The following is a 26949-nucleotide window of genomic DNA, read 5'->3' as shown; positions in this document are numbered from 1 at the left end:
GTGTGCTATGACACATCAAACAGTGTGCTGAGACGAAGCGGTGCGGTGCCTTACGCTGACTTCCTTGCCGAACTTGAGCGCGCCGGCCTCAGTGTGCGCACCTTTGCCGAGTTGATTGGTATGAACCCCAATTCGATCACGAACTATGCAAAACGGAGAGCCCTGCCGCAGCACATCGCCCTTGTTGCCGTGCTCGTCGCGGAAATGGCCGCTAGCGGGGTCGACTATCGCACCGCGATTGCCAAGGTTGCGCCGACGAAGAAGCCGCGCGGCGCTACTCGTCGCGGCCGTTTCGGCGGCGATCGCCAGGCAAGTCTGGATTTACGTTCGTGAGCGCACCACTGGCAAACGGCCATAACCATGACTGACTGGCTGGCCCGGCTCGAGCCCTTCGGCGCCGACCGCAGGCGCTGCACTCGCTCGATGCCGACGGGCCTGAGCTTCTGCCCTATGCCACGCTGACCAGCGCACGACGTGACAGGAATTCGATCCTGGGTGTCGTCGGCGCCGTCTATGAATGGCAGGATGCACCGCTCGTCTTCCTAGTCGACGCTGATCAGATCGACGGCAACGAAAAAATCCACCAACTGCGACGCTTGCTGGCAATGCGAGGCGACGCGCCATATCTCGGCATCGTCGCTTCCGGTCGGCTCGACGTCTACGCCATCGCGCTCGATCGCAAAACGCCTGCCCAAGCGCGTATCGCTATCGACGAGTCGACCGAAACGGTCAAGGATTTGTTCCCGCATCTGGCCAATCGCCGACCCCGGGCCGCGCGAGTCGATCATGAGCTTTGAGAAGTCTCCGTTTTGCCATCGCCCGCTCCCCATGCCCAATCTGCCGGGAGCGTTGTTGAGTCGGACGGGCGAAGAAACCAAAACTGGTGCCTGACGGTGCCAATCCACAGAGATCGGAGCCCCCGTATCCAAAATCCGATGCAGTTCATGTTCTGTTCGATCTAAGCGTACGATTTCGCACTGCTCTTGTTCTGACCCCATTTATGTGTTCCGCTCGTTTGCGCGGTCGTTCTGGAAGGCGCTCTGTCACGCCAGCGAAGAAGTCGGCTACGAAGTGCAGTAGACCGAGGCGGCCGGTCGTCACCTCACTTCCTCACTTGGCGAATGTCACCCACTCTTCCAGCGGCGCGCGATCGGTGCGGAACTCGTTTTCCGGCTTGGACGTATCCTCGTAACCGAGCGCCATGCCGCAGACGACGATCTCCTCGTCGGGAATGTTGAGCACTGACCTGATTTGCCGGTGATAAGGCGCGAACGCCGCCTGCGGACAGGTGTGCAGGCCCATGCCCCGCGCCGCCACCATGATGTTCTGCAGGAACATGCCGTAGTCGATCCACGAGCCCTTGTTGAGCCGCCGGTCGACGGTGAAAATCATGCCGACCGGAGCGTCGAAGAAGACGAAGTTGCGGTCGTGCTGCGCGCGCATCCTATCCACCTCACGCCGGCCGATGCCGAGCGCACTGTAGAGTCCGAAGCCGTTGGCCCGCCGCCGGCTGAGATACGGTTCGAAGAACTGGTCGGGATAGTAGCGATACTCGTCCCACTCGGCCTTTTCGGCGCGGACGCCGGAGTTGAGGATGGCGTCGGTGATCTGCTGCTTGACCTCGCCCTTGGTGACGTAGACTCGCCAGGGCTGCATGTTGGTGCCCGAAGGTGCACGCGCGGCAACAGAGAGAATGGCGCGGATCGTCTCGTCATCGACCATGTCGGGCAGGAAGGCCCGCACCGAACGGCGCGACGTGATCGCCTCGTCGACGATCGCCGCATCATCTGTAACTGTAGTCCTGTTTTCCAGCATGGGCCGTCCTTAGCGTATGACCCCGGAAACCGGAAATCGGTTTCCGGAAAGCATCATGCGCAGTCTAGAAATGCTAGAGCGTCCTTTGCGCGTCCAATTGGACGCGCGGCGCTCTAGCGTGGGTCTCAACCGGACGCCCCTCAACTCGCCGTTCGTAGCCACGGCCGCGCATAGCGAAGAAATCCCCGAGAATGGTCCAGTCAGGTTCAGGCGCCACCGTGTTCATGCGGACGCCCCGCCGCATGTATAGGTCGAAGCTCGCACTGGCCGACCAAACAATCAGCGCCTGGAAATACTGGTAGCAGGTTTCCTGTGGCACTGGATGGGCGGCGAGCCAAGTGAGTCCATCCGCAAAGCTCTGAGTGTCGGCGAGCTCCTTATGCAGATCAACGCGCTTGGGCCATTCGGTGTCCGAGAGGGAGGCGAAATTCACGATCGAAGCGCCCTTGGACATACGGCAAAGAAGTTCATATGAGAGATGGCGTGTCCCGAGATAATTCACGCGTGCAACAATATCGCGGTCCAGTATGCGGGGGACGCCGGCGGCATTCACAAGACCGTCGATGCGTTCCGGGAATTTGGTAAGCGCTGCATCAATCTCTTCGGGCGCACTCTGGTCGATCTGAATGAAGCCGTCCAGCGTGACAGTGGGATCACCTCGAGCGAGCCGATGACGCGCGCGCCTTCGCACCGGGCAAGACGGGCGACTTCGCTGCCGACTCCGGAGGAGACACCGGTTATGACGATGATTTTACCTGTAAGTTTCAACGGCTTCTCCAATTTAATGGCTGAGGGACGGCACTCTCGTGCAGACGACCTTCCAAACGAGTTGGCCTGATGAGGCGCGCGGCGTCCTTGACCGGAGCCGCCGCCGCTCAATTGAACTTCTCAATGACCGCCAGAGACCGCGCCCGCGCGTGCCGTTGCCCGACTTAAGCGTTGGTCCCACCTCGCGATCGAAAGATCGATGCGCCGTTAGGCGCTGTCCTTATGCAGCATCGGGCAAGATTGATAAAATCGATTGTTTGTATGAATCTTATCGGCGCTGTGGATACAGGACGCCGCTCTGATTTGGTCCTTTGAGGCTGCCGCTGAGCCCTTCGGCGCCGTTGCCGACGTACGGATTTGCCCGCATCGGCTTCTTCAAGCCGGCGCATGTGAAGTGACTTCTGGCGTTTGCCGTTCGCGCGCTGATCATCGCCCGCAAGAAGCTGGTCGGGCAAGGCGTCATGCAAACCAGATCCGCGGTGTTGTCGTGGGTGTTTCAGTCCCGCTTAATCAAACAGGAGCTGCAGGCCGGCGAGGGAATAGCCGGGCTATCCGCCGCCGTGCAGAGCCTCATTGCAGCGCGTGCCGCGATGCACTCGGCCGTCGGCAATCGATGGCAACATCAAGAACGTCGCGAAACGTTCCACGGCATGCCGCCGGCTAATGATAGTCCCAGGCGTCGACAACCTGACCGCGCTCGCGTTCTCCGCGGTGGTGGACGCTTTAGGCGCTCCCGCGATCTGGGCGCCTATCTTGGCCTGGTGCCACGCCGCTTCCAGTCGGGCGAGGTCGACTACATGACAGAATGTCGAAATGCAGCGCCGGCGGGTGCGTAACCCTGCTCTATGCGGCGGGCGATGTCATGCTGACATGCTTATCGAGACGCATTGAAGCGGTGATGTCACGTTGTCTGCATATAAACGCGTTGAGACCTGCGGCCGCTGATGTCAGCTGACCACGGTCACGGCTTTCCATTCCGCCATGGCCTGCAGCCGGTCAACATGTGTGGCGAGAGCGGAGCGTTTTGAGTAGGGCGGGACGAAGAGATTGCGCAGAGCCGAGAAGATCGAAACGAAGCGTTGCAGTGCTCCTGGTGATCGGAAGCCTTGCGTGGTCCGCTCCCGTTTTCGCAGCGGCACATGTGCATTCTCCGCCCGGTTGTTCAATCCCTTGTGCGACCGGTGCTCGACGTGCGGCATCACCTGTCGCCTGGCTGCTCCATAGGAGCGCAGCTTATCGGTGATCATGCGCTTCAGCGCGATGCCTTGCTTCTTCAACAGCCGTGTCAGCAAGCGCTTGGCCGCCTTGGTATTACGGCGGTTCTGGACGATCTCGTCGAGCACATAGCCGTCCTGGTCGATGGCCTGCCACGACCTGTTCATGCCATCGGGTCTATGCGGTTCTGTCGCAAATCGTGCTTTTGGTCACAACGGGACGCTTTCGCGCCGATGATCATGCTGCAAGGATTTCGAACCGCTCGGCGATCGAGGGACGTGGATTATGGCGAACCTCGCCTGCCGTTACGCATCATGTGAACCATCTCGATGCCGGAAAGGACGGCATCGGCACTCGCCATCGACTTGAAGCCGAGCATCGACCGATTGCGGCGCTTGGTGCGCCGATGGTCCTGCTCGATCCGATTGTTGAGGTACTTGCTCTTGCGGATGCGGATCGGCTTCAGCGCTGGTCGCGATCGATTCCGCAGACGGTGTTCGGCGTCGCAGGAAATGATCGCCTCATGATTGGTCGGGCTGCCGTCGATGACGATGCGATCCGGTCTGCCGTGGCGCTCCAGGGCCTTCCGGAAGAAGCGCTTGGCTGCCGGCAGGTCGCGGTGTTCGCTGAAGAAGAACTCGACCGTGTCGCCGACGCCGTCGGTGACGGCGCGCTTGCGCCGTTGAAGCGCTCCAGAAGCTGGGGCGAGAAGTGGACGACCCAGCGGTGCACAATCGAATGGTCGACGTTCAGGCCGCGTTCGGCCATCATCTCCTCCAGATCGCGCAGGCTGAGATTGTAGGCCAGATACCAGCGCACGCACAGCAAGATCACTGATCGGTCGAAATGACGGCCTTTGAACATAGCAAGCGAGCTCCCCGAAAAAGAGAGGCCTTCGTGCCAGATATGGGTTGCCATTCCGTTTGCGACAGAACCATCTGCCGGCTATGCGGCAGGCGCTATGCCGGACAGCGGCTGAAAACGCTTTTGGCCTGGCATGAACAATATGCCCCCGACGAGTGGGAAAAACATCGCAATGCGGCGATCTACGTTCTTCCAGGTAATCGCAATCCCCTGATCGATTTCCCCGAATGGGCCCCGCGCCTGCAGCTTGAAGGCTGACGAGATCGGTCGTGTCGGGAGGCACGCGCCTGGGCAGTGGCTGGGACAAGGCGCCTCGACCTGGCGCGGTTGGCCTCCATCGGCATTACGTTGATCGGGACCGCGATGCTTAAGATATCCAAGTGATCGCTGTTCCGAGTTCGATCGAGCCGGCATGAGGGACGAAAGCTCGCTCTTGACGCCTTGCTGCGTTGCGTTGGTCAGCAGGAGCGGCATGTCCGCTCTCCATCACCCCCCGCGGACATCGCCGAGAGCATACCTAGAGAGAATCAGAGGGCTATGCGGTAGCCCTCTTCCACGATCTCTTCGCCGGCCAGGTGGCGTCGCGCATTTCGCAAGTCGCCTCCGCCGTGCACCAGCAGATCGTCGTCGCCTTTACGGCGTACCATATTTCCTGTTGCAGTTTACAGGTTCGCTCGTCCAGCTTGCCACGCTTTCCTGGCCGCTTGCGCTTCCTGTCCTTGTGTGGATCGCGGCGAACATCGCCATTGCGGTTATGGCGGTTCGAGCCTGGCGCTCCTTAAGGAAGAAGACACCAAACAGCACAGCGAACACCATGCTTGATTCCCGGACTGCGGATACCAAAGCCAAAGGCGCTTGTCTCATTGCCCAAGTGACAATCCAATATGCCAACAGAGAAATCATGCCCCCGAGCACTCCGACCTTCCAGCATTTCTGCAGCGAGACCCTAACCTGCCCCCTTCGCAGATACAATGCCAGCAAGGTTATCGGAATACCGTTGAAGAGGTGAGACCAGAAAGTGTAGCTTTCTGCGCTTTCGGCAACACGGGCGCCTAAACCATCTACGACCGTATATCCGGCGATAAATACGCCCGTGCCCACCGCATACAGCATTGCTTTTGGTTCCCGGAAGCCTCCCGCGCCACGCGTCAGGGTTAGGCTCATGATACCCAGAGCGATAACAACAACCGAAAAGCCAGCCTGCATGGTCAGTGTTTCACCCACGATCGCGACGGAGATGAACGCTACGACCAGCGGTGAGCAACCCCGCGAAATGGGGTAAACGTGGCTCAGATCTCCATAACGATATGCATTGATCAGAAACACGCAGTAGGCAGTATTAAGCACACATGAAGCCCAAATATATGGCCAGCTTTCTGGCGTCGGGAACGCCACAAATGGGACAACCACCATACCGACGGCAACCTGGCTCATCATCATGACTGCTATCATGACGAGCCTGTCGGCATTCACCTTGACCAAGGCGTTCCATGCCGCATGCAAAACAGCCGCGCCAAACACCATCGCAAACACTCCCGTCGTCATATCAAACTCCGTGTTTGGTAGTGTCCACCCTGGTGTCCATCTCGGCTCGTCTCGGTTTTAGCAACTAACTCCTGCGACGTAGCGGGTTGTAGGAGGTTTGCGACAAAGCCTTATTCGACCTGGATTGCCGGCCATGACGACGCGGATCGCCACTGCAACGTCGGCGATCAGGGCGGCAACGCCGGCGGTCTCCGTTTTGGTCGGCCATCGAGCATGGACGACAAGTCCGCCGACGACGCCAAAGGCAGAGGCTTTCGAGCAGATTTCTCGACATGCTGCAAGGACGGCAATGGTCGAACGTTGCCGTTTAGGCCGAGAGGCGGTCGCGCATCGTGGTTGATCCGAAAACCGCTCTACCGGAAAACGTTTTCTCTCCAGGTCACAGAAACAGCGAATGCCTGGGTACCTCTTGCAATGAAAACTATGTGGTGATCGATAACTTCCCGTTGTCGCCCCCGGGCCCGCTTGGGGGGGCCGCTTCGCCGACGAAGCCGAGGTATGCGCGATGTAATTTTTCCACTCCTTTGGCGAGATGATCGACAGACATGGATGCATAGCCAAAGATATATCCGGCTCGTTCATCGGTCGGGGATGAGAACAGGCGTGTGACGGGATAGATTCCGATGTCGTGGTTTCGAGCGGATCTGCGAAACGCGCCTCTTGCCTGGCGCAAATCGTGTTGACCACACGACGACGTCGGAGCAAACATCGTTGCAGTACCCTGTGGCGCTGATGGCATAGACACCACGAAGCTTCCTGAGACTGGCGATATTGCGGTGGCGTACTTGACTCCGAGCCACCAGTTTCCTCTGGGAGGAGTTTTACCTGCTGCGCGTCGCCAAGCCTTGATGGAGTGGTCCGCGTCGGCCATATGCTTATGTCATCGAGGACCTTCATCGACTGCAAGCGGATCGCCGATCGGCACACGTCCACGTTCGAGCAAGAGGCTCTCGCGGCGTGAAGTCCCGCAGTCGTGCCGACGATCTCGATATCGTCCGCAATTGCGCGGATCATTGACGCCAGAAATACGGCGCGTCTTTCTGCGTTAAGTCTCCGCATCCTGCGGACATGCCGCTCGTAAGCACCAGTCTCGATCAGCGATTACGACAGCGAATATCGGTACGACGTTGACCCCATTTCCGCCTCTCTATCTCTCTGGGCAAGGCCGCGTCATCTATGTCGGAACGGTCTCAAAGATCCTGTCACCAACGCTCAGGCTCGGATACATCATACTTCCGCATCCACTTGTCGAGGCCGGCGAGCATGACGTTCTTGGCCATTTCATAGCACGGGTCTTCGACCACGACCCGGTCACCGGGGTTGACAAGGACCCGAGCACAGAGGTCCAGTGCCTGCTGCGATCCGTTCACAACGATGATCTGGCCGAGATCGCAGCTGATGCCCCTTGACCGCCAGACGTAGCCCTGCAATGCCTCCCGCAAGGATCGGCTTCCTGCTGGGTCATCGTATCCCAATCTGTCGCGATGCCTGAGAAAGGCGGTGTTCAGCGCCAGGGGGCCTTTGGAAAGTCTCCTGCTGCAACATCCCCGTAGCGGAAATCGAACTTGAGCGGCGGCCTGCCTGCGGTGCTGTTCGACGGCAGAGTCATCGCACGAGTTGCATAGGCTGAAAGCTGGCGAGCGGGCATCGCCGAACAGTCGGGCGGAGCGACCGGGCTCAGCCGCCCTGCTGAAGCAACCCACGCTTTCCGTCCCTGCTGTACCCGCACATAACCCTCCGAAATGAGTTGGTCGAATGCGGCGGTAACCGTCGTCCTCGAAACACCCAGTTCTTCCGCAAGCGAGCGACTTGAAGGTAGAGCGTCACTGACACCGTACACTCCGGCCTGGATCTGCTTGAGCAGGGATTGATAAATTCGACGCGTCGCTCCTGTCCTGCGAGAACCCTCCTTATACTGGACCAGTGAAAATCTCCAAAAGTGGCAGTTTAATTTGGGCCAGTGAACTGCAATATTGGTCTGCAGTCAAGGACGCGATCGTCACTGGTCGCGCCGCTCATGGATTGCTTGCACTTGAATTGATGGAGTTGCCTGGATGTTTGAGGATCCCATCATCGATGGTCGAATTCAGAATATTGCATCGGGATTTAGAGCCGTGAGCGTCTACGTCGATGCGACTTCAGCTGGAGAAGGACATTTCGATCCTCGATTGCTTGCTGAAGCCTGCGATTGCGTGTTGGCGGGTGGCCCGGCTTGGGCAGAAGCTCATCTGGCGAGTTGGTCCGACGCCTACGTCCTCTTTGGCGCGAAGCCTAGCCGCACGCCGTGCTCAGCCCAGGCCCTCAGAAAGCGGGTTCTGAAAGACGGCACCCTTGCGACGATCAACCCAGTCGTCGATCTCTACAACGCCGTCAGCCTGAAATACGCAATCCCGGTGGGCGGAGAACCACGACGCCTATGTCGGGAGACCCTTCCTGACGATCGCGGACGGGAGTGAGACGTTCGACACTCTGATGAACGGGGAGGCAGTCGACGATCCTCCCCTATTGGGAGAGGTCATCTGGCGCGACGACATTGGCGTCACTTGCAGACGCTGGAACTGGCGACAAGGAACTCGAACCCGCCTTGAGGCCGCAACAGGCCGGATGTGGTTCATATTGGAGGCGTTGGAAACCATGCCCGACAAAGCGCTGGCGGAGGCGACAGATGCCCTAGCCGAAGGGCTGAACGCGTTGATGCCGGGCTGCAGGATCGTCAGCCAAGCTATCGCCATCACCAAATGGCGTTTCCGGTCGAGCGGTCGCATTATTGATTTGAATGAGAATCTCAAGGGCTCAGAGAATGAATGTCGATCTCCATCAGTTGCTCATTGTCTTTGCTGCATATGTCATTGCCGCGGGAAGCCCCGGCCCCAGCAACATGCGCATCATGGGCGTGGCGATGGCTCGCGGCAGAGGTGCTGCGCTCATGCTCGCCTCGGGCGTCGTCAGCGGCTCGATCTTCTGGGGTCTGATGGCCTCGACCGGCATCTCCGCCCTGTTGGCCAGGTACGCACAGGCACTGCTCGTTCTGCAGATTTTCGGGGGCCTCTACCTGCTATTCCTCGCCTTCAGGGCGGGACGGTCGGCGCTTACGTCGAACGAGAAGCTGGCGGCGCGCGCGTCGGCCGACGAAGTCGCTCTTTCACGGGGTGAGCTCTATAGAAGGGGCCTCTTGATGCATTTGACGAACCCAAAATCCGTGCTGGCATGGATCGCGCTCGTCACGCTGGGCATCGGCCCGAATTCGTCGTGGCAGAGGATCGCAGCGATATTGGGTGGCTGTGCCGTCCTAAGTGTCATGATCTTCTGCGGCTACGCCATTGTCTTCTCCACACCGCCGATGGTGGCTCTGTATCGCCGCTGTCGCCGCTGGATCGAAAGTCTGCTGGCGATGTTCTTCGCGTTCGCCGGGCTGCGCATGCTGCTTTCCCGTATGTAGTTTCGAAAGGATAGATGATGACTATGTTTCGTGGCCTGTCGGCGTTCCCCCTCACGCCAACCGATGCGGAAGGGCATGTCGACACCGAGGCACTGGCTCGTTTTCTCGAGCGCATTCACCACGCGGGAGCAGATTCCATCGGGCTGCTCGGAAGCACGGGCGGCTATGCTTACCTCACGAGGGAGCGAAGGAAGCGTGCCGTCCAGGCTGCCGTGGAATGCATCGGCGGCAAAACGCCTCTTGTCGTGGGTGTGGGTGCATTGCGTACCGACGAAGCTCAGGCTCTGGCGCGCGATGCCAATCCGCTGGCGCTGACGGCCTGCTCCTGGCACCGATGTCCTACGTTCCCCTGAACGAGGACGAAGTCTTCCAGCACTTCGTCGCCGTGGCCGAGGCGGGGGAACTGCCTTTGTGCATATACAGCAATCCAAGCGCCACGCGCTTCACATTAAGCGACGCATCGATCGCCCGGCTGTCAGCGGTGTCCAACATCGTCGCCGTGAAAATGCCTCTGGCGGCGAATAACGATTACGCGGGGGAACTGGCACGCTTGCGGCCGATGACGCCTGACACTTTCACAATCGGATACAGCGGCGATTGGGGCGCGGCCGATGCCCTGCTTGCCGGATGTGACACCTGGTACAGCGTTGCGGCAGGTCTGCTGGCGGTTCCGGCGCTTGCGCTGACGCGTGCAGCGCAGTCCGGCGACGCTGTGGAGGTCGCTCGGTTGAACCACGCTTTCGAGCCGCTCTGGACCTTGTTCAAACGCTACGGCAGCTTTCGCGTCATGTTCGTCATCGCCGACCTCCTCGGTCTGGCGCACGTCCAGCCACCGCGCCCTGTTTTGCCGCTGCCGGAGGACGCTGGAGATGAGATTAGGCAGGCATTGGAGAAGCTCGAGGTCGCAGAGCACAGGGCATGCCCAGTGCAACTGCTAGACTAAGACTAGTACCTTTTCACAGTGGTTCTGACTCTTTGACCACTTCCGGATAGGCCCGACCCATTTTGGCTCGGGCCTTGTCGGTTGTGAACATCCAATCGATACGAGCTCCGGCAGCGTTTCGCTGGTGCTCCCATGCGGCGATCTCGCTGGTGAGACGCTCGGCATTGTCGATACGTCGATCCAGGCACTGGCCGTTGAGGACGCCGATCTCGATCTCGACCATGTTGAGCCAACTGGCGTGCTTGGGCGTGTAGTGGAATTCCAGACGGCGCAGGATGCGGCGGGCTTCGGCCGGCGGGAAGGCTTCGTAGAGGGCGCCCGCCGTGTGGGTCGACAAATTGTCCTGCACGACGCGAATGCAGCTTGCCTCGGAATAATGGACATCGACGAGGTCGCGCATGCAGTGGGCATAATCTCGTGCGGTGCGCCGCGCGGTGACCTTGACCCTTCGCCAAGGCCGGTTCACGTCAAGAAAGACGAACAGATTGACGGTGCCGTTGCGGTGGTACTCATAGTCGTAGCGCTCCAACTGGCCGGGCTCGGCGGGGATGGGCTGACGAACCTCGCCGATGAGCTGCACCGGGGTCTCGTCGAAGCAGACTACCGGGCGCTTTGGATCGGGCGCTTCGGCATAGAGATCGAGCACGTCTTCCATGCGTGCCACATACTCGCCGTTGATCTGGGGAATGCACCACATGTCCCTGCGCCACGGCTTGAGGTGGTTCTCGGCCAGCCGGCGGCGCACCGTCTCGTGCGACAGACTATCGTGATCGGTCAGCTTGACCATGGCGTCGGCAAGCAGTTCCAGCGTCCAGCGGCGTCGGCCCGCAGGCGGGTTCGCGCACGCCGTCGCCACCAGCAAGGCTTCCTCCTTGCCGGTCAGCTTGCGCTCGGCCCCCGGACGCGGCAGTTCGCTCATTGCGTATTCCAGATTGCCCTCCACAAAACGGCGCTTGGTGCGATAGACGGTCGAGCCGCCCACCGCCGCCACCCGGGCAATCTCCTCGTCGCTGCTTCCGGCATCCGCGGCAAGCAGGATTTGGGCTCGCTTGAGCTTACGGGCAGCATGCCTGCCTCCCTTCAGCATGGTGTTCAACTCGTCGCGTTCGGCTTGGCTCAGTTCCACTCGATAACGTATGTTCATTGCGGCCTCCTCGTCGGAGGCACCGGACGAATCCAAAGATGAGTCAAAAATCAGACACTGCACAGCGGCCCGCCGACAAGGGCTTCACCGAAAAGCAGGGTCAGTACCTGGCCTTCATCTACACCTATTCGCACATGTTTCGGTGCTCGCCCGCCGAAGCCGACATCCAACGCCATTTCCAGGTCAGTCCGCCGTCGGTCCATCAGATGATCGTCACCCTCGAACGCAACGGCCTCATTCGCCGTCAACCCCGCGTTCCAAGAAGCATCGAGATCCTTGTTCCTCCGCACCGCCTGCCCATTCTCAAATGGCTGGAAATCACCCAGTCAACATCACTGTGAAAAGGTACTAGGCAGCCGGCGCGCGGGCATTCCGCGCGCAGTTCGAGATGGAAGTTTGGGCGGCGCAGAATTGGATCGCTGCTCAACACGGCCTTTTAACGGTTAGGCGATGAACAGGCGCAATCTGGTTCCACACTGCATCTTATGCCATTTTGACCCTTAGGTTGATTGGCGATCCTGCCCCAGGTCCACCCCGGTTCCCGCGCGGCAACGCCCCGAAGCCACAGCTACCGTCGGGGCGGCCGTCTCAACTTCAGGCGCGCCTTCGCAAGCGCGCAGATGGCTACGCCGGACCCCCTTCGCTGTGCTTGCAATCGGGGAACTGATTGCATCCGCAGAACACCGTTCCGTTCCTGTTGCGCTTCTCGACCATCTCGCCCACCAGGCACACAGGGCATTGACGCAAGGCAGCGCCTTCGATCGTCTCGAAGCGCACTTCATCCCCGGCGATCTCGCAAAGTTCCCGGATATAGCGGGATGGCTGACGGCAGTTGGTGAATAGGTACACGCCTCGGCTGGCGCGCGTTAGCGCGACGTAGAACAGGCGTCGTTCTTCAGCATAGGCGAAGGTTTCAGGGCGGGGAATTACCAGGTTGAGCAGCTCGTCGTCCTCGATGCGGCTCGGCACGCCATAATCGCCTTCACTCACATCAAGCAGAACCGTGTAGTCCGCCTCCAGCCCTTTGGCCCGGTGAAAGGATAAACCCGAAACCTCGATATTGGCGAAGGAGGGCGGGATCCCGCCGAACGGGTCCAGCAGATTGTACCGCCATAGAACTAGGACCTTGAGTTTGGCACCCGGTTTGTCGCGCCACTGCGCGGCGATGCCCCCCAGAGCTATGTCGAGCCGTTTGAGCAGACGATGACAAGCCTGGGCGAAGTTGGGCCCGCCGCGCTCGTCATCAATGGGAATAACCCGGATCGACCGCGGAACGGCGGGCCGTGTCGAGCGGACCGATTTCGTGATCTGTTCGGGATTGCGCTGGACAAATATCGCGGCCGTCTCGGCGATGAGCTGATTGCAGCGGTAAGTCTGTTCCAGGCGTCCCTGCCAGCTTACCCCGAAATTGGCCTCGAACTGCGTGAAGATCGTGATGTCCGATCCGGCAAAGCGATAGATCGACTGCCAGTCGTCTCCGACCGCGAACATCTTGCTGAACGCCCTCTGCTGCCCGAGCGCTTTGATGAGATTGGCGCGCGGCTCGGAGATGTCCTGAAACTCGTCGACAAGGATTAGGGAATAGGGACTCTGATACCGACCGGTCTCGACCAGCCGGACCGCGTCGGCAATCATCGAATCGAAGTCGATCTGCCTGGTCTCTTCCAGTCTTTGCGAATAGCCCTGCGTGATCATCCACACGACGCGTGCATAGAGCTTCGCGCGCTCCTTGTCGTGTAGGGTCCCGGCACGCTCGAGCAGCATGTCGAGCGTCAGATCGCTGGCGCGAATATGCTTGATGCAGGTGGATATGAGCTTGTGATAGTGCTTGATCACTACAGGCTCGACCGCCTTCGTGATCTCGGCATAGCTCTTGCGCTGGAAGTGAACCGCGCGCCGCGCCAATTCCGCCTCGAGTGTGCTGAGCAGCGTCTCGCTACTCGCCTGCGCCGAAGTGGTCTCGAAAAAATCGATCTCCTTCCGTCGATAGGCCTGCCGTTTGCTCTCAGCGTGCTGAATATAATCCGCAAAGGGGGAGGTTCCGTCGGCGTTGAGCGCGAAATGCTCATGCACCGTGTCGGTCTGCGGGTAATAAAAATCGGGATGCAGATGGCGGACCGTTCCGTCATCGTCCTCGACCGCGATCTGCCGCTCATATTCGAACTCGACGGAATGCAGCCACAGCCAGTTAACGATCTTCTGCTCCTGCAGGGACTTGACGATGTCGCCGGCAAGAGAACCGATCGAGGCCCCGCCCTTCTTGAGGCGATTCGAGACATAGCGACGGTAGTCAGTATCATTGTCGAAAACCTCGGCCGGGATGTCCGCCTTGGCATGCACCACGAGCAGGTCGCTCCACAATCGAGCGAATTGCGGATCGATCTCTACGAGGCTGCGAATGATTTCTTCGATTACCCTACCTTCACCAGCGGGATGATCAACCCAGTTGGCCAGCTGGGGCGGGCGTCCCTCGACCTCCTCGATGATGCCGCGTCCAAGCGCATGAAACGTCATGACGCGGCATTCCAGCGCGCTTTCCTCGACCTCAAGCTGTCGTGCGATCCTAGTCCTGAGTTCATCCGCCGCACTCTTGTTGAAGGCCACAAGTAGGATCTCGTCGGGCCGGTAGAGCTGCTTTTCCAGGACATAGGCAACCTTGCCGACCATGGTTGCGGATTTGCCGGACCCGGCGGAGGCGACGAGCAGATTGTTGTCCTCCAAGCGGATACAGGCCTCGCGTTGTTGATCGGAAAGCGAGCGCCCGTCGAGATCGTCGAAAAACGGCCGGAATTTGAGCAGCTCCGAGCTGACGAACGCTTCATTGTAGGCGTGGCGAACGCCCGGGTCCGTCAGCATGGCGAATGAAGCAGGGAGGGACGCCTTCAGTCCGGCCGGCATCAACTGTGGATCGAGAAGCGGGTGAGAAAGGGCGGTGGCAGCGCTGCCGGGCACGCTGGCGATCGCCCGGCCGAGATCGGCCTGAGCGAGATATTGTTTATTGCCATCGGTGATCGCCCGAAGCCTGGCGTCGACTTCGAGCAAACGACCCGTCTCGGTACCGATGAGTTCGAAGAGGTAATGATTGATGAATGCACAAAGGTCTGAGGCTAAATTCCCGGCCGATACACCTGTCAGCCCCGCCAAGCTATCCGTTCTGCCGCGTGCGCGGATCTCGACGGTATGCCACAGCAGCGCCTGGCTGGTCGAAATCGACACGATATCGAGGCAGTTGAGCTCGGCATCGCCACCCTGGCTCAGCCGAATGCGACCGGGCAGCCTGGGGTCCAGGGTCAGCTTCCATTTCCCGGAAGGAAACAATCGTGCAAGGAAACTCGGGCTATGTGTACGCGTCCGGCCAGAAAACAATTTGCTCAATGCCACATTCGATATGTCCAGAAAATCAGCGGTCTCAAGGGCGAATTATCATCAATTGATTGAGATGCTCCAAATCCTCGCGGGCAGCCGTAGCGAAACGGACAGGCTGCCGCCGCAGCAGCTTTACTCAGCGTCCGCTATGTGACCGGCAGCGTGTGCTGCAGGGCGGGATGGGCAAATCGGCCCGGCGAATATCTGTACCGCGGCTCCGGGGCCGATACCGGAATGGCAGCTTCGGCACTCGCTTCTTCAATAGCCGACATCAGACTGAGATGCGGAGGCTTCTGGGAGCGCTACTCTTAGAAATCGGGCGTCTCAATCTCACCGAGTCTAGGACCAGCAGGACGACGGAGCCGAGCACGGCCGCTATCAGTGTCGCCTTCTCAGCCGCTCGGCGCCATGTCCTTCACCATCGGCGTGGACCCACCTTAGCCGACGGCGAATGGCTTCGGCCTGTCACCGGGACGCGGCAATACCGACCGAATTCAGACGCCGAGCGGCGGCGTCCAAGACATGCTCTTCGAAACGATCTTGGTGCCTAAGGGCAACGGCTTCGAATGTCAGATGCGACAAATGACGATCGATGAGCATGTGAAAGCCCTCGGATGGCTTGTCGGCCAGGATCAAATCCCGGACGGTTTCCTGCTCACCGACGCGCGCGATCTTCGGTCTCGTTCGCCCAAGGCGCGTGGTCTTTCCGCGCTCCTCCGTTAACGTCCCTTCTAGCGCGTGGATGCTGCGCCAGACATCATGCTCGAACGTCCCGGGTTCTTCGCACGGGAGGATCTCGTAAAGTCGCAGCGTTGCGGCATGAGCGATCTCCCCCTCGCCCTGCTTGCGTGCGTTCCGGATCAGGGTGCGCAGCTTTTCGGGCTCGGTGCAGGTCTCAATCATCTTCAGGGCACGAACTTTAGCGTTCTCGGTCATTGTTCGTTCCTCAACCGACGGGAAGCGACTGAATGAACTTCCCAAGTCGTTCTGCCTCGCGTTCGGTGAGGTCCACCGGGAGGCTAACGACAATCTGTAGGTCAGCCCGGAGATAAAACGGATGATCGAGCATATCGGCCGTGCCGGCCTCCTGGCCGGGGGCCGCCTCATCAGCTTCTCCCTCTTCAAGCCGTGCGATCGCCCTCGCGACACGCTCTACGTGCTGGGTTCCGACGTTCGCATTCTTCAGCATCAGATTATACAGAAACGTTCCGCTGAAGCCGAGTTTAGCTCCTAGAGAAGCGTAGGATATGCCAGTGCGCTCCTTGATATGAACCAACCGCTGCACGGTCTCAGCGGTCAGGGGCCCGTTAGGGCTCTGCTGATACGGGCCGGGATCGAAAACGGTCATCTCACCATCTCCTTCTCAAGTGATGATGAGATAATAGTGCTAGCGCCACATTTGTCAACTATTATAATTTTTGCTTCTTTATCCTACTCTTCGCCTTCACGGTCATGTTGGCTTCCGCCGCCTGGAACGGTGTAGGGTTTCGGACACGGCCGCGTCCCCAAGCGAAGGGGCAGGAGCAGTCCATTGCAGGATCGGGCCCTTCAAGGATCGCTGAGCGCAGTGGCGTTAGTGCGCCGCTTCCGCCAGCTGTCGGCAATACTGTGTGAGCCGACGCGTATCCAAGTTGGTCACGCCGAGCAGAAGCCCCTGCCACGGGGGTGATCGGACGCACCATTGAGAGAGGGGCGACGGAGCCAAGCCGAACGAGCGGGCGCGGCGGGCGATCTCCACGTCCGACAGAGAGGCGGTTATCGAGACAATGACGGCCAACCCAGCAGTGGCTTCGACTTTCAGGGCCCTTCTGTTAGCTCATGCTCGCGGCGAAGTCCTTTTCATTTGCGGCGCAGGGATTTCGAGACCCGTGGGACTTCCTGATTTTTGAACTCGTACTCGACGTATACGCGCGTCTGGACACTGGCGATCATGCCGCCTTGGCCGGTTTGCCCGCTGGCGTGTGTAACGATAGCACCCCTCGGAATCATGTATATGGTCCCACAACCGGCCGCTCCAGGTGTCGACATTAAGTTCGTCCCTGCGATTGCGTTAGACTAATACATCTGTAACTATTGGGCTGCGGCTTGGGGGTGTTGCAGTTCGTGTACAAGATCTTTTGGTCATCTGCGTTTCGCTTCGCAGCCTTCTGGGCTATCGCGATTGGGGTTATCTATGTCGCCTCGTTGTGGCTGCCTTGGTTCGACCTGACACTGATCTCCACAGCATTTGAAGGCATTGCAAAGGGCATCGCGGCCGGCAATGACGAGATGGCTATTGCGACTGCGCGGGATCACGACTTCATCTATTCGCTCGCATTGCTCATTTTCTTTACTGGAGCGGGCCTGCTTGTCGCATTCTTCGTCATGCACACCCTCACGGTCACCGTCTCACTTTTGCGAGTGCGGCGGCTGCTGAGCAGCCGTGACAGCGCCGTTCGTTTTGCGCGTGACTATGAGGTCGAGATTCTACCTCGGTTGCTTCGCCATCGTTTGATCGGCGCCGCGTGGAAGGAGTTCGACGAAACGCTTCTGAAAGGCAAAGTTGAAGCTGGCGGTCCTATTCAAAATACGATCCGGCCACAAAGTTTCATCAACTACGGATTGGTCCGTGAAAAACTGCCCGGCTTGAAAGTGATCGGCAGCGTCTCCGGCTATTTCGTCGGCGTTGGCCTGTTGCTTACATTCATCGGGATCGTGTTGGCCCTCCACGAGGCCGCGAAAGGGGCGAGCAGCAACGATATCAACGTGATGAAGACTGCGATGTTCAATCTTCTGAGCGTTGCCTCATTCAAGTTCGCGACATCGATCGCGGGACTTTTTACGTCGATCGTGTTTGCGCTCGGTTCAAGATTTCTGATCATCGGCATAGAGGGGGCGCTGGCCAAATTCTGCGAGGTCGTCGAGCATCAGCTACAATACACGGCTCCACAGTCGATCACCGCCGAAATGAACGAGGTCGGCAAGGAGCAACGAGATCAGTTGAAGGAGATCAACAGCGACCGCTACTTCAGCAAGCTCGCTGACGCCGTGGGTCCGCTGTTAGAAGACGCGATGTCGCGAGCGATGACGCCGGTGAGCGCCAATATCGCCTCCGCGGTGGAGCAGCTGAAGTCGACCAGCCAAACCGGGCTCGCCGACATGACAAAAGACTTTGCGGCTGCGCTGCACGGCAATGCAGGTGCAGAGATGAAGGGATTGCAGGAGGCGCTTCGCGAAATCCAGGTCTCGCTCGTCGAGACGCACAAGGGGTTGCGGGGCGGCGGCGAGGACTTTTCACGTCGACTTTCGGAGGCAGCCGAGAACCTAAATCGCCTTGTTGGAGAGGCCGGCACCCGATTGGAAGGGAGCGCGGAACAAAGCCGGGCAGGCTTGGCCGATGTGGTCGCTGCATTCAAGCAAACGATGGACGCCGCCAACGCGCGTGTCGAGGTTGAACTCGGCAATGCGGCTGCCGGTGCTTCCGGCAAGGTGGAGGAGGCTATGGGCCGAGTGCTTGAGCGTCTGGAAAGCCAGGTCGGGTCGCTCATGAAGGGGCTGGGTGATTTCCAGGCCAGCACCGCTGACGGGGTCGAGCAAACGCGGGCAAAATTCCGCGAGACCCAGGACGGCATCGTCACTTCGATGGCATCCGCTTCGTCGGAAGCGGCTGAGGCTCTCAAGGCCGGCATCGCTGATGCGTTCGGCCGTATTGCTTCGGAAATCGATCGCTTCCAGGCCGCAATGGGTCGAGGCGAGATTGCGCTGTCCAATCAGGCGAGCGCAATTGGTGATGCGACAAGTCAGACGCGAGCGGTTGCGGATGCGTTTGCCGAAACGGCGCAACAGGTCCGCATAGCGGCGTCACCACTGGTTCAGTCGGCCGACCGCATCGCACAAGCAACGAGCGAGATGAATGCGGCCGTGACGCGCACGGTGTCCAGCATGGAAGCCGCGAATTCAGCGTCCGATGTACTCTCGCGAACGCTCGCCGGCCAGATCGAAGGGTTGACCGCCCTCTGGCAGGGATATCGCGCGCAGTTCGACAAGGTCGACCAGGATCTGGCCAAGGCGATTGCTGCGCTTTCCGACGCCACAACCGCGCAATCAGAGCGGTTAGCAGGGTTTACGCGCGAGACCGACAAAAACCTTGGCGATGCGGTTTCGCGATTGGGGAAATTCGTATCCGACATCAGCGAGAGCACGACCGACCTAAGCGACAGTGTCGAAAAGCTTGTTGCCAATGTACGCCCCATGGCCGCCGAGTGACAGGTGAGCCCCAATGAGTGACTTGAGTTTTCATCAGGCGGAAGTCCACGCCGAAGAGGACGAGAACTATTTCATCTCGATGACCGACATGATGGTTGGCATCCTCTTTATCTTCATAATCCTGCTGATGGTGTTTGCACTCAATTTCAGGCAGCAGACTGAAACATCGGAGGATCATATCAGGAAGTTGGAGGCCGCCGCCGCCGCTGCTGCGTCGGTGACTGCAAAGCTCGAAGAAATCCAGAAGGACGTGCGCTCTGAGATCGATTCGATCAGTGCTGCTGACCGTGTGCGGGCCGCTTTGTTGGAAGAAATTCAGAGTAAGCTGAAGGATCAAGGGCTGATCGTCACCATTGATCCGGTAAGCGGCGTCGTCAGGCTGGGTGATAACGCGATTAACTTTCCGGTCGACAGCGCCGAACTGGATGCCACAGCATCCGCAAAAGTGGCAATCCTAGCGAAGGTCCTTGCCGATGTCCTTCCAAAATATACCAAGACTGGCGCCGGCCTGCCGGCGCATGTGGAAACGGTGTTCGTTGAGGGGCATACCGATCGAACCGGGGTTGACGTGACCAACTGGCAACTGTCGACGGCTAGGGCCGTAAACACGTTTCGAGGAATTACTGATGCTGAGCCAATGCTCAGGACACTATCGAACCTTGCCGGGACCGAAGTGCTGTCGGTGGCCGGCTATTCGTCGACCCGCCCCATCCCTGACGTCAGCGTCGATGATTTCCAAAGGCAGCGCAGAATCGACTTGCGCTTCGTCATGGACGCCAACAATCTTGACCGGCTACGTGACGTGCTTGAACTGACCGACACCATGCAGGACCAGCTTCAGTTCCTGCAAAAGTCCCTGGACGACGTCGGTGTCCACTAACTTTAAGCTCGCATGCCTGGCGGCAGAGGCGGTTGGGAATCTGCCGCTTGCCCGGCTGCCTGAAGTCCCAACGACAGCCAAAGTATTTCAATCGCTCCAGGCATTGCCGGAGACCATACGCACACCAAGCGCCGTTGACCTGAACGTCATGGCGCGAGAAATCGCTGTTCGGCTCGCGTCCGGTGGGCAACTGTCGCGAAAACAGCTGCGAGAGGCGCCTTGGTGCCTGTGGAAAACGCGGCCGGCGCTGGCCGAGGATGCTGGACTTCTGGAGCGGCTGCTTCGCATCATCTCTGATGCCACGAGTGCGCGGCCATTCCGGACATTGGCCACCGCCTTCATGTCCGCCTACGGCGAGCAGCAGGCTGGGCGTGGTGCGGTAGCCGCTGTGCTCTCCAGCCTGGCGCGGAAGTGGAATGGGGTTTGGGGATTTCTCCACAACGCCTATTCCATTTTCGATCTCGCCGATGGCCCACGACGGCTGGCGCTGGAGGTGCATGCCAGCAATCGCTCTCCGGCCGAAATCTTGAGCGACGCTGGCCTTGGCGCAATGAACGCGGAAGGCGATTTCACAAAGGCTGTGGTTAATGCCCTCCTGATCGAGCTGGCCGAAGGCGCCGAACGAAACCACGTGGCCAGGCTCGAGAAAGTCAAGCGATTCGCGCTTAAGGCCGATGGGCTTTCGCTATTCGAGAGTCAGAGATACGAGATCGTCGATGCCCTGCTGCGACCATTCGCGAACCGGTCTCCAGATGAACCGACACAGGACGAATATCTTCGCGTGATCGTAAAGGCCTTCGGTGATCCTCGACTCCGTCAGGGCAACTGGGTCGGACTACCGCATAAGGAAATTGTAACAGGCTGGCTGACCCGGCAGTCGCTGCGGCAATTCTTGGATGTGGTCGATGACACCACAATCGATCGGGATGCCAAGCGAATGTGGAAGTATCGCAGAGCTTTCTGGGAAGGCGTGTACGAATTTTATTGTCGCAACGGGTTCTCAGTTGAGGCTTGGGTGGCATTTGGGCCGAACGGCAAACGAGTGGCACGCAATGCCTTCAAGAATGCAGAGTTCGCTACGCTTCATACGGCTGGAAAGAACGTCCATAGCGATCATGCCGTTCTCCTCTTTCGCGTGGGTGATTGCCTCGTCGCGGACTGGAACCATAACGGCAAATGCCACGTATGGACGTCGGCGGGGCAACGCGGCGCACCTAAGCTTTATGAACGCCAGTACGGTTCAAACGAAGTTCAGATTTTCACCGGTCAGGGCCACCATGAGACTGCGAAGGAACTTAGTTGGGGGCATGGGGGCTCCGAGAACCACTCCTGGCAGCAAAAGATAGCTGGAAGGTTAGGTTCGATCACTGGAATGCGCATTCCCGAATCCGTTTACAGGCTACGATAGATGTCCTTCGCATTCGTTTGCGAGTCCGGCCCTGCTGAAAGCACGATAACGCTCGCAGAGACACGCCTCTTGGGTAAACGACTCGTCCCGCTCGATCATTGGGGCGAAGCACCACAGGAGCTGCAAGCCACGGTCCGGCAACTGACTGCTCTGATCGATACAGAGTTGGCGACGGATGGAATCACCCTAACGATACCCAACGAAGGTTTGCTGGCATTGCCGGGCGCTGTGCTGATGCGCGCGGGACTACCCGAAGTCGCCGGCGTTGTGATCCGCCTCGAATTGTCTGGCAGAGTGGAGTCGCCCGACGGTCATATTAGGATCCTCTGGGAGGATCCTCTATCCCGGCGGCTCAACCCGAGGATTAAGGGCGTTATAATAGAGACTGCCAACGGCCGAGGGCGTCTGACTGGGTCAAGCTATAATCTCCTAAGAGCGGTCGAGGCCTACAACAAGACCAATGGGGAGATCGACCGCATTCCGCATTGGCGCCCCGTGCAGGAACTGCTGGGAAACTTGACAGATGGTAGGGTGCAGTCCGACCGGCTGCTAACGAGCCTGCGCATTCATCAGGCGGGCGCGTTCGGCCTCGATGTACGCGAGGCTGTCGGGGGCCCGACCTTCGACCCAATCCTGATGGGCGTGAGCAAGCGTCGAAGCCTGCTGGACGACACTCCTGAGTCGGAGGAGATTGACGCGGACCTGCGCGATAGTGAGAAAGATGCACTCCTCAAGCAGCAGGACCATCTGGCGTTCGCAAAGGCGTTTCGCGCCGACAACCTGCCGACCAGGCCGGCTTATCCTCTTGGTCGCAACACATATCTCGTCTTGGAGCCAGACCTTCGGGGAGCACTTGACGTCGTTAAACACATGAGGACCGCCCACGAGGCGGAGCGCCGTGATTTTCTGAAGAACCCACGGACCTACCTCTGCAGTGCACTCCAAGAACTTGGGGAGATGGCCGGCACTATTTTTGTCGAAACCCATCAGTATTCGGAGCGGGTCCGAGGCTTGGGGCTGTGGGAGAAGCCCAAGCTGACGTGGCTGGCGCGAAAAAGCAGCGGATGGCTGCCGGAGGGATTCGTGATCCGCATTGGCCAGGCGTCTGTGGAGGTGGACGAGCAGGGAATTGACGACCTTGCGCTCGCCGCCGAACGAGCTTCGGAAGGCGACGCTTCGATGGTGTCTTTTCGCGGCGTGGACTATCCCAGGCCCGATGTGGAAGCGGCGCTCGACAGCCTGCGCGGGCAATTCGGTGAAGATAGCGCGCTATACGAAGCCGAGTCGGCCGATCGTCCTCGGGAAAGGCCCGAAGACGACCATCAGGTACTGCTAATTGACGATCACATCGAAGAAGCGAAGGACGCCCTTACTCAGCAGCGCCGGATGGAATTGCCGCTGGTTTTTCCGTCCGATGTGGTTTCCACTCAGCCGAAGGAGCATCAACAGCGTGGCTTCCAATGGCTCGTCAAGGCGTGGGCTGAAGGTTTTCCCGGAGTCTTGCTAGCCGACGATATGGGCCTCGGAAAAACGCTGCAGGCGCTTGCATTCCTGACCTGGTTCAGGGCAAACCGCGCGGCAATCGCGGGATCGACGCGGGACATCGCCGGCCCGATCCTGATCGTCGCTCCAACCGCCCTTCTTCGGAACTGGAGGAAGGAGGCCGACACGCACCTGATCGGCGACGCTCTTGGCGACTGCCTTGAGGCATTTGGTTCACGTCTGAAATCGCTGAAGATACTAGTGGAGCGAGATTGGACGCCTGAGGATGCACTCGATGTCCACGCTTTGCGATCAGCAGATTGGATACTCACAACCTACGAGACCCTCGCGACGTACCATCGGGCGTTCGCACGCATTTCCTATTCAATCGTCATCTTCGACGAGATGCAGAAGATCAAGGCGCCCGATACGATCAACACCCATTCCGCCAAAACGCTGAACGCCAACTTCGTTATCGGGCTCACTGGTACGCCGATTGAGAACCGTATCGAAGATCTCTGGTGTATCATGGATCGTGTGTCGCCTGGCTACCTAGGTGGCCTGAAGGCTTTCTCGAAGACATATGGTGGCGAAGATACCGACGCTCTCAAAGACCTAAAGCAGAGGCTGGACCAATGGGTGGGAAAGCGACCTCCAGTAATGCTTCGGCGAATGAAGGTCGACCATCTGCCGGGCCTTCCCGATAGGGCCTTCGATCATCAGCCTTCCGAAATGCCCCGTCGGCAAGCCGAGGCATATGAAGCGGTCGTCCGTGCGGCGCAACAACAACGCAGCAGTAAGAACGACATGTTGAAGACCATCCACGATCTGCGGGGCATATCGCTGCATCCGAACGGCGGCGGCGACATTGATGTCACGGACCCTGCCGCCCGAAGGGAATGGATCGATGCATCGGCGCGGGTGACAATGACAATGGAGATCCTGCGGCGAATTCAAGCGAACAATGAGAAGGCGCTGGTCTTCATCGAAGATCGTGCCGTGCAGGCGACGTTTGCGGCCGTCGTGGCCGAAGAATTCAACATGCCGTCAATACCTCCGATCATCAATGGAAGCCTCGACGGCGACAAGCGTCAGGCCGTTGTGGACCGGTTCCAAGCTTCAAAGCCAGGCTTCGGCCTGCTCATTTTGTCACCCAAGGCCGCCGGAATCGGGTTGACGATAACCGCGGCCAATCATGTCATCCATCTAAGCAGGTGGTGGAATCCAGCGGTGGAAGACCAGTGCAACGATCGGGCCTTCCGCATTGGCCAAGAGAAAGCCGTGACTGTACACCTGCCGATTGCACGACATCCCGTGTTCGGTGACAGCTCCTTCGATGTTAAACTCAACGCATTACTGGAGCGGAAGCGCGCTCTGTCGCGGGACATGCTGGTACCGCCGGTATGGGACGCCGATATCGACGACCTGTTCTCGGCCACTGTCGGCTAACTGTCCCGTCCTGCGAAATCCTCGATAAACTCGGACCCGGGTGCGATCGCTGAAATGACCAGTCGATCTCGTGCTCGGGTCGCAGCCACGTAGAACAACTGCCGTTCCGTGGCGATGACCTCGTCTAGCTCGAAATCGTCAGCCACGTCCGCCACCCGCTCTTCGAGAGGAAGAACGTTCTCGTCGCATGCCATCAACACCACGAGACGAAACTCCAGTCCCTTTGCCAGGTGCATTATTCCGACCAATGCGCTTGCGTCATCTTCATTGCGTTGATCAATGAAGGTCCGCATAGGAAGCCCCGCAACGCGCGCGGCCGACCGGGCTCGATCAAGCTGTTCTTCCGAGCGAACGAACAGACCGATTTCACTTGGCCTGAACCCGTCTGCCAGCGCCGATTTCAAGAATTTTCCGATAGCCGCGATCTCCGTGGCTTCGTCTTTTTCGATCGAGACGATCGGTTCAGGTCCTTCGAAAACCGAGATCGTGCCGGCCGGTATGTCTTCGTTTCCGTCGACGTCGCGGACCTTGCCCGGCAGCAGGCGATCCGCAGCGCGGCGGATCTGATGCGAGGTGCGGTAGTTTACCTTCAGTGTCGCGGAGCGTCCGCGCACGTCGACACCGAGCCCTTTCCAGGAGAAGGGCTGCTGAAAAATGCGCTGGCCCAGATCACCGGCAAAGAAAAGTGCATCCGGCTTGTCCGGTGCAATGACTGCAAGGAAACGAAGCTCGGCAACACCGAGGTCCTGCGCCTCATCCACGACGATGTGGCTGAAAGGCTTGTTCTGTTGCGCGCCGAAATGCTCCGTCGTCGCCGCGAACACTCCGGCCTTCGTCATCAGCCCGCTGGCCGCAAGCCGCTGCCGCATCGGGCCGAACACGGTCCAGAGACGTTCGCGCTGCTTTGGGCCAAGCCTGTTCTTGCGGCCCATCCGGGGCACGGAGGCATATGCTTCCGCATCGGAGATCTGCCAGGCATCGATGACGTGTGTCCACTCCGAATTGAGAAACTGCGGAGTGACCTCATGGACGCTGGCTTCGTCGGCCGCTTTCGCCAGCATGGACCGGACCACCTCCGCGTTTGCCAGGCGAGGCTCCCTTCCGGTCGCCTGCGCCAGCAACTCCCTCGCGATTTCGTCGAACGAGGCGATCGTGACCCGTTGCGGCAATGTCGAGCCTTCGCCGCAGAGCAGCCGCAGCTTGGCCGAAAGGTTGCGCGCCAGCGGATCGGAAAAAGTAGTGAGCAGAACCTTGGCCTCAGGGTTCTCGCGCAGAATGCGGACAACCCGGTGCAGCGCGACCACGGTCTTGCCGGTGCCGGCGGAACCCGCGACCCGCGCCGGCCCGGAATAGTTGCGCCCGACGACACCACGCTGGCTCGGGTGGAGAAAAACGGCCCAACGTTCGAAAGGTGCATCCAGCGCCGCCTTGAGCTCCTCCAGACCGTCGAGCACACGGAAGCGGCGCAGCGTGTCGGGATGCGCAAGCGGATCGGCGACCGGCTCTGCGGCCGGAGTAAGCACGCCGGTCGCGGCGTAGTTCAGCAGGCCTTCCGCCGCCTCCTGCGGAAGGTAGGATGCGAGCGCGTAGAAACGATCCTCGTCCGCGGCGCGCACGTCGGCCAGCCAATCGGGGGGTACGCCAATCGAAAGCAGCTCATCGTCGCTCAAACGATTGAACAACAACGGCGGCGGTGCCTTGTCAGGTACCTCCAGCGGCAGCACCGCATGAGCTGCCGGGCGTGGCACGATGATCTCGGTGACGAGCTCGCGCACCTCGCGGATCTGGATCGCGCCCGTTGTCGGATGCGCGTCGATCACCTTTCGCTCCGCCCATTTGTAGGCGGCGTCGTGGTGGGCAACATGCATGAGCATCAGGCTGCCGCCTGTCTTATGGACGATGATCCGCACGTCGCGATTGACACGCACTGACCAGAAATTGGGATCGCGCGACTTGTCGATACGATGCATCTGCAGGCTAGGCCGATCCGGCTCGGTCAACAGCTCGTAGGCCGTCAGGCGTGCTTGCTTCTGCTCCTCGTTGGTAAGGCGAGCGAGCGCGGATTGGAATTCGGCGGAGAGAATGGTGGTCATGGTTGCCTTTGCGAAGGAGCGGCGATCTCACACTGATATCGCTCACGAGGCAAGCCGGCGGGCACCTTCGCCCTCGCCGAAAATACACTACTGGCCCAGTCCGCTATCTCCGCAACGTCTCACGTGATCTGGAGACTCCCTGCACTGAACGCGTCAAATCATCACCCGGCGGCGGAAACGCGAAAACGGGAACCGCGATTAAGGCGCCGCTGCCCCCAGATATAAGCACGACACGACGTAGGATTGGTATCCGCAACTGATCGCCCCCGGCCCATGGCGGGAGTTGCCTCGGA

Annotated in this window: 19 protein-coding genes and 7 pseudogenes; 13 read left to right on the top strand and 13 right to left on the bottom strand. The window is 59.4% G+C overall.

The window, feature by feature from the left end; genetic code table 11:
- Positions 1-333: an XRE family transcriptional regulator gene (locus tag AC0L3L_RS01590; RefSeq protein WP_473636284.1), complete on the top strand. Its 333-nt coding sequence runs from the start codon at positions 1-3 to the stop codon at positions 331-333.
- A gap of 209 nt (positions 334-542) precedes the next feature.
- Here the strand turns inward: AC0L3L_RS01590 and AC0L3L_RS01585 are convergent, their stop codons facing one another.
- Entirely contained in the window at positions 543-998 is a 456-nt protein-coding gene (locus AC0L3L_RS01585) for a hypothetical protein (RefSeq protein WP_473629609.1), read from the bottom strand.
- Between AC0L3L_RS01585 and AC0L3L_RS01580 the strand changes: the two are divergent.
- A pseudogene (locus tag AC0L3L_RS01580) lies at positions 997-1080 on the top strand (sarcosine oxidase subunit gamma); the annotation flags it as partial. The gene AC0L3L_RS01585 and the pseudogene AC0L3L_RS01580 overlap by 2 nt on opposite strands.
- Before the next feature lie 30 nt (positions 1081-1110).
- Here AC0L3L_RS01580 and AC0L3L_RS01575 read toward each other — a convergent pair.
- On the bottom strand, positions 1111-1815 hold the full coding sequence (locus tag AC0L3L_RS01575; RefSeq protein WP_473488846.1) for a nitroreductase: 705 nt from the start codon (positions 1813-1815) through the stop codon (positions 1111-1113).
- A gap of 73 nt (positions 1816-1888) precedes the next feature.
- Positions 1889-2506, bottom strand: coding sequence for a Rossmann-fold NAD(P)-binding domain-containing protein (locus tag AC0L3L_RS01570; RefSeq protein ID WP_473636283.1), 618 nt, complete (start codon positions 2504-2506; stop codon positions 1889-1891).
- A gap of 436 nt (positions 2507-2942) precedes the next feature.
- Here AC0L3L_RS01570 and AC0L3L_RS01565 point away from each other — a divergent pair.
- A pseudogene (locus tag AC0L3L_RS01565) lies at positions 2943-3454 on the top strand (transposase); the annotation flags it as partial.
- A 76-nt stretch (positions 3455-3530) separates the two neighbouring features.
- Here the strand turns inward: AC0L3L_RS01565 and AC0L3L_RS01560 are convergent.
- Together AC0L3L_RS01560 and AC0L3L_RS01555 are read right to left on the bottom strand one after the other, a co-directional pair.
- Positions 3531-3953, bottom strand: a pseudogene (locus tag AC0L3L_RS01560) (IS6 family transposase); the annotation flags it as partial.
- A gap of 82 nt (positions 3954-4035) precedes the next feature.
- A pseudogene (locus tag AC0L3L_RS01555) lies at positions 4036-4662 on the bottom strand (IS6 family transposase).
- Here AC0L3L_RS01555 and AC0L3L_RS01550 point away from each other — a divergent pair.
- Positions 4645-4920: an endonuclease gene (locus AC0L3L_RS01550; RefSeq protein WP_473488848.1), complete on the top strand. Its 276-nt coding sequence runs from the start codon at positions 4645-4647 to the stop codon at positions 4918-4920. The pseudogene AC0L3L_RS01555 and the gene AC0L3L_RS01550 overlap by 18 nt on opposite strands.
- A gap of 375 nt (positions 4921-5295) precedes the next feature.
- Here the strand turns inward: AC0L3L_RS01550 and AC0L3L_RS01545 are convergent, their stop codons facing one another.
- Positions 5296-6207, bottom strand: coding sequence for a DMT family transporter (locus tag AC0L3L_RS01545; protein ID WP_473636282.1), 912 nt, complete (start codon positions 6205-6207; stop codon positions 5296-5298).
- A 1096-nt stretch (positions 6208-7303) separates the two neighbouring features.
- Here AC0L3L_RS01545 and AC0L3L_RS01540 point away from each other — a divergent pair.
- A pseudogene (locus tag AC0L3L_RS01540) lies at positions 7304-7460 on the top strand (MocR-like pyridoxine biosynthesis transcription factor PdxR); the annotation flags it as partial.
- Here AC0L3L_RS01540 and AC0L3L_RS01535 read toward each other — a convergent pair.
- Both AC0L3L_RS01535 and AC0L3L_RS01530 read right to left on the bottom strand, forming a co-directional pair.
- Positions 7410-7649 (bottom strand): aminotransferase class I/II-fold pyridoxal phosphate-dependent enzyme, encoded by a 240-nt coding sequence (locus AC0L3L_RS01535; protein WP_473636281.1) that lies wholly within the window; start codon positions 7647-7649, stop codon positions 7410-7412. The pseudogene AC0L3L_RS01540 and the gene AC0L3L_RS01535 sit on opposite strands and share 51 nt — an antisense overlap.
- Positions 7650-7711: 62 nt before the next feature.
- Entirely contained in the window at positions 7712-8047 is a 336-nt protein-coding gene (locus AC0L3L_RS01530) for a GntR family transcriptional regulator (protein ID WP_473636280.1), read from the bottom strand.
- Positions 8048-8261: 214 nt separating this feature from the next.
- Between AC0L3L_RS01530 and AC0L3L_RS01525 the strand changes: the two are divergent.
- The 3 genes and pseudogenes from AC0L3L_RS01525 to AC0L3L_RS01515 all read left to right on the top strand — a co-directional run.
- Positions 8262-8940: pseudogene (locus AC0L3L_RS01525) on the top strand (B3/B4 domain-containing protein); the annotation flags it as partial.
- Positions 8941-9007: 67 nt separating this feature from the next.
- Complete coding sequence (locus AC0L3L_RS01520) at positions 9008-9646, top strand: LysE family translocator (protein ID WP_473628049.1); 639 nt, start codon at positions 9008-9010, stop codon at positions 9644-9646.
- A gap of 14 nt (positions 9647-9660) precedes the next feature.
- Positions 9661-10589: pseudogene (locus AC0L3L_RS01515) on the top strand (dihydrodipicolinate synthase family protein).
- Between the two features lie 13 nt (positions 10590-10602).
- On the opposite strand, the gene AC0L3L_RS01510 reads toward AC0L3L_RS01515, so the two are convergent.
- Positions 10603-11733 (bottom strand): IS630 family transposase, encoded by a 1131-nt coding sequence (locus AC0L3L_RS01510; RefSeq protein WP_473636279.1) that lies wholly within the window; start codon positions 11731-11733, stop codon positions 10603-10605.
- A 38-nt stretch (positions 11734-11771) separates the two neighbouring features.
- Between AC0L3L_RS01510 and AC0L3L_RS01505 the strand changes: the two genes are divergently transcribed.
- Entirely contained in the window at positions 11772-12074 is a 303-nt protein-coding gene (locus AC0L3L_RS01505) for a LexA family protein (protein WP_473636278.1), read from the top strand.
- A 283-nt stretch (positions 12075-12357) separates the two neighbouring features.
- Here the strand turns inward: AC0L3L_RS01505 and AC0L3L_RS01500 are convergent, their stop codons facing one another.
- The 3 genes from AC0L3L_RS01500 to AC0L3L_RS01490 all read right to left on the bottom strand — a co-directional run bounded on the left by AC0L3L_RS01500 (position 12358) and on the right by AC0L3L_RS01490 (position 16447).
- Positions 12358-15051: a UvrD-helicase domain-containing protein gene (locus tag AC0L3L_RS01500; protein ID WP_473636277.1), complete on the bottom strand. Its 2694-nt coding sequence runs from the start codon at positions 15049-15051 to the stop codon at positions 12358-12360.
- Between the two features lie 513 nt (positions 15052-15564).
- Positions 15565-16035 carry a hypothetical protein gene (locus tag AC0L3L_RS01495; protein WP_473636276.1) on the bottom strand — a complete coding sequence of 157 codons (471 nt, stop codon included), beginning with the start codon at positions 16033-16035 and terminating at the stop codon, positions 15565-15567.
- A 10-nt stretch (positions 16036-16045) separates the two neighbouring features.
- A complete protein-coding gene (locus tag AC0L3L_RS01490; protein WP_473636275.1) occupies positions 16046-16447 on the bottom strand; it encodes a hypothetical protein in 402 nt (133 codons plus the stop codon).
- A 755-nt stretch (positions 16448-17202) separates the two neighbouring features.
- Between AC0L3L_RS01490 and zorA the strand changes: the two genes are divergently transcribed.
- The 4 genes from zorA to AC0L3L_RS01470 are packed head-to-tail and all read left to right on the top strand — an operon-like array spanning position 17203 to position 24563.
- Complete coding sequence (zorA, locus tag AC0L3L_RS01485; RefSeq protein WP_473636274.1) at positions 17203-19344, top strand: anti-phage ZorAB system protein ZorA; 2142 nt, start codon at positions 17203-17205, stop codon at positions 19342-19344.
- A gap of 13 nt (positions 19345-19357) precedes the next feature.
- Positions 19358-20224, top strand: a complete 867-nt coding sequence (locus tag AC0L3L_RS01480; protein ID WP_473636273.1) for an OmpA/MotB family protein — start codon at positions 19358-19360, stop codon at positions 20222-20224.
- Positions 20214-21632, top strand: a complete 1419-nt coding sequence (locus AC0L3L_RS01475) for an EH signature domain-containing protein (protein WP_473636272.1) — start codon at positions 20214-20216, stop codon at positions 21630-21632. The genes AC0L3L_RS01480 and AC0L3L_RS01475 overlap by 11 nt, the downstream gene beginning before the upstream one ends.
- Entirely contained in the window at positions 21633-24563 is a 2931-nt protein-coding gene (locus tag AC0L3L_RS01470; RefSeq protein WP_473636271.1) for a DEAD/DEAH box helicase, read from the top strand.
- On the opposite strand, the gene AC0L3L_RS01465 is transcribed toward AC0L3L_RS01470, so the two are convergent.
- Positions 24560-26656 (bottom strand): 3'-5' exonuclease, encoded by a 2097-nt coding sequence (locus AC0L3L_RS01465; protein ID WP_473636270.1) that lies wholly within the window; start codon positions 26654-26656, stop codon positions 24560-24562. The two genes, AC0L3L_RS01470 and AC0L3L_RS01465, sit on opposite strands and share 4 nt — an antisense overlap.
- Positions 26657-26949: the final 293 nt, after the last annotated feature.

The organism is Mesorhizobium sp. WSM4849 (assembly GCF_055811385.1).
This window is presented reverse-complemented; position numbering and strand designations above follow the sequence as displayed.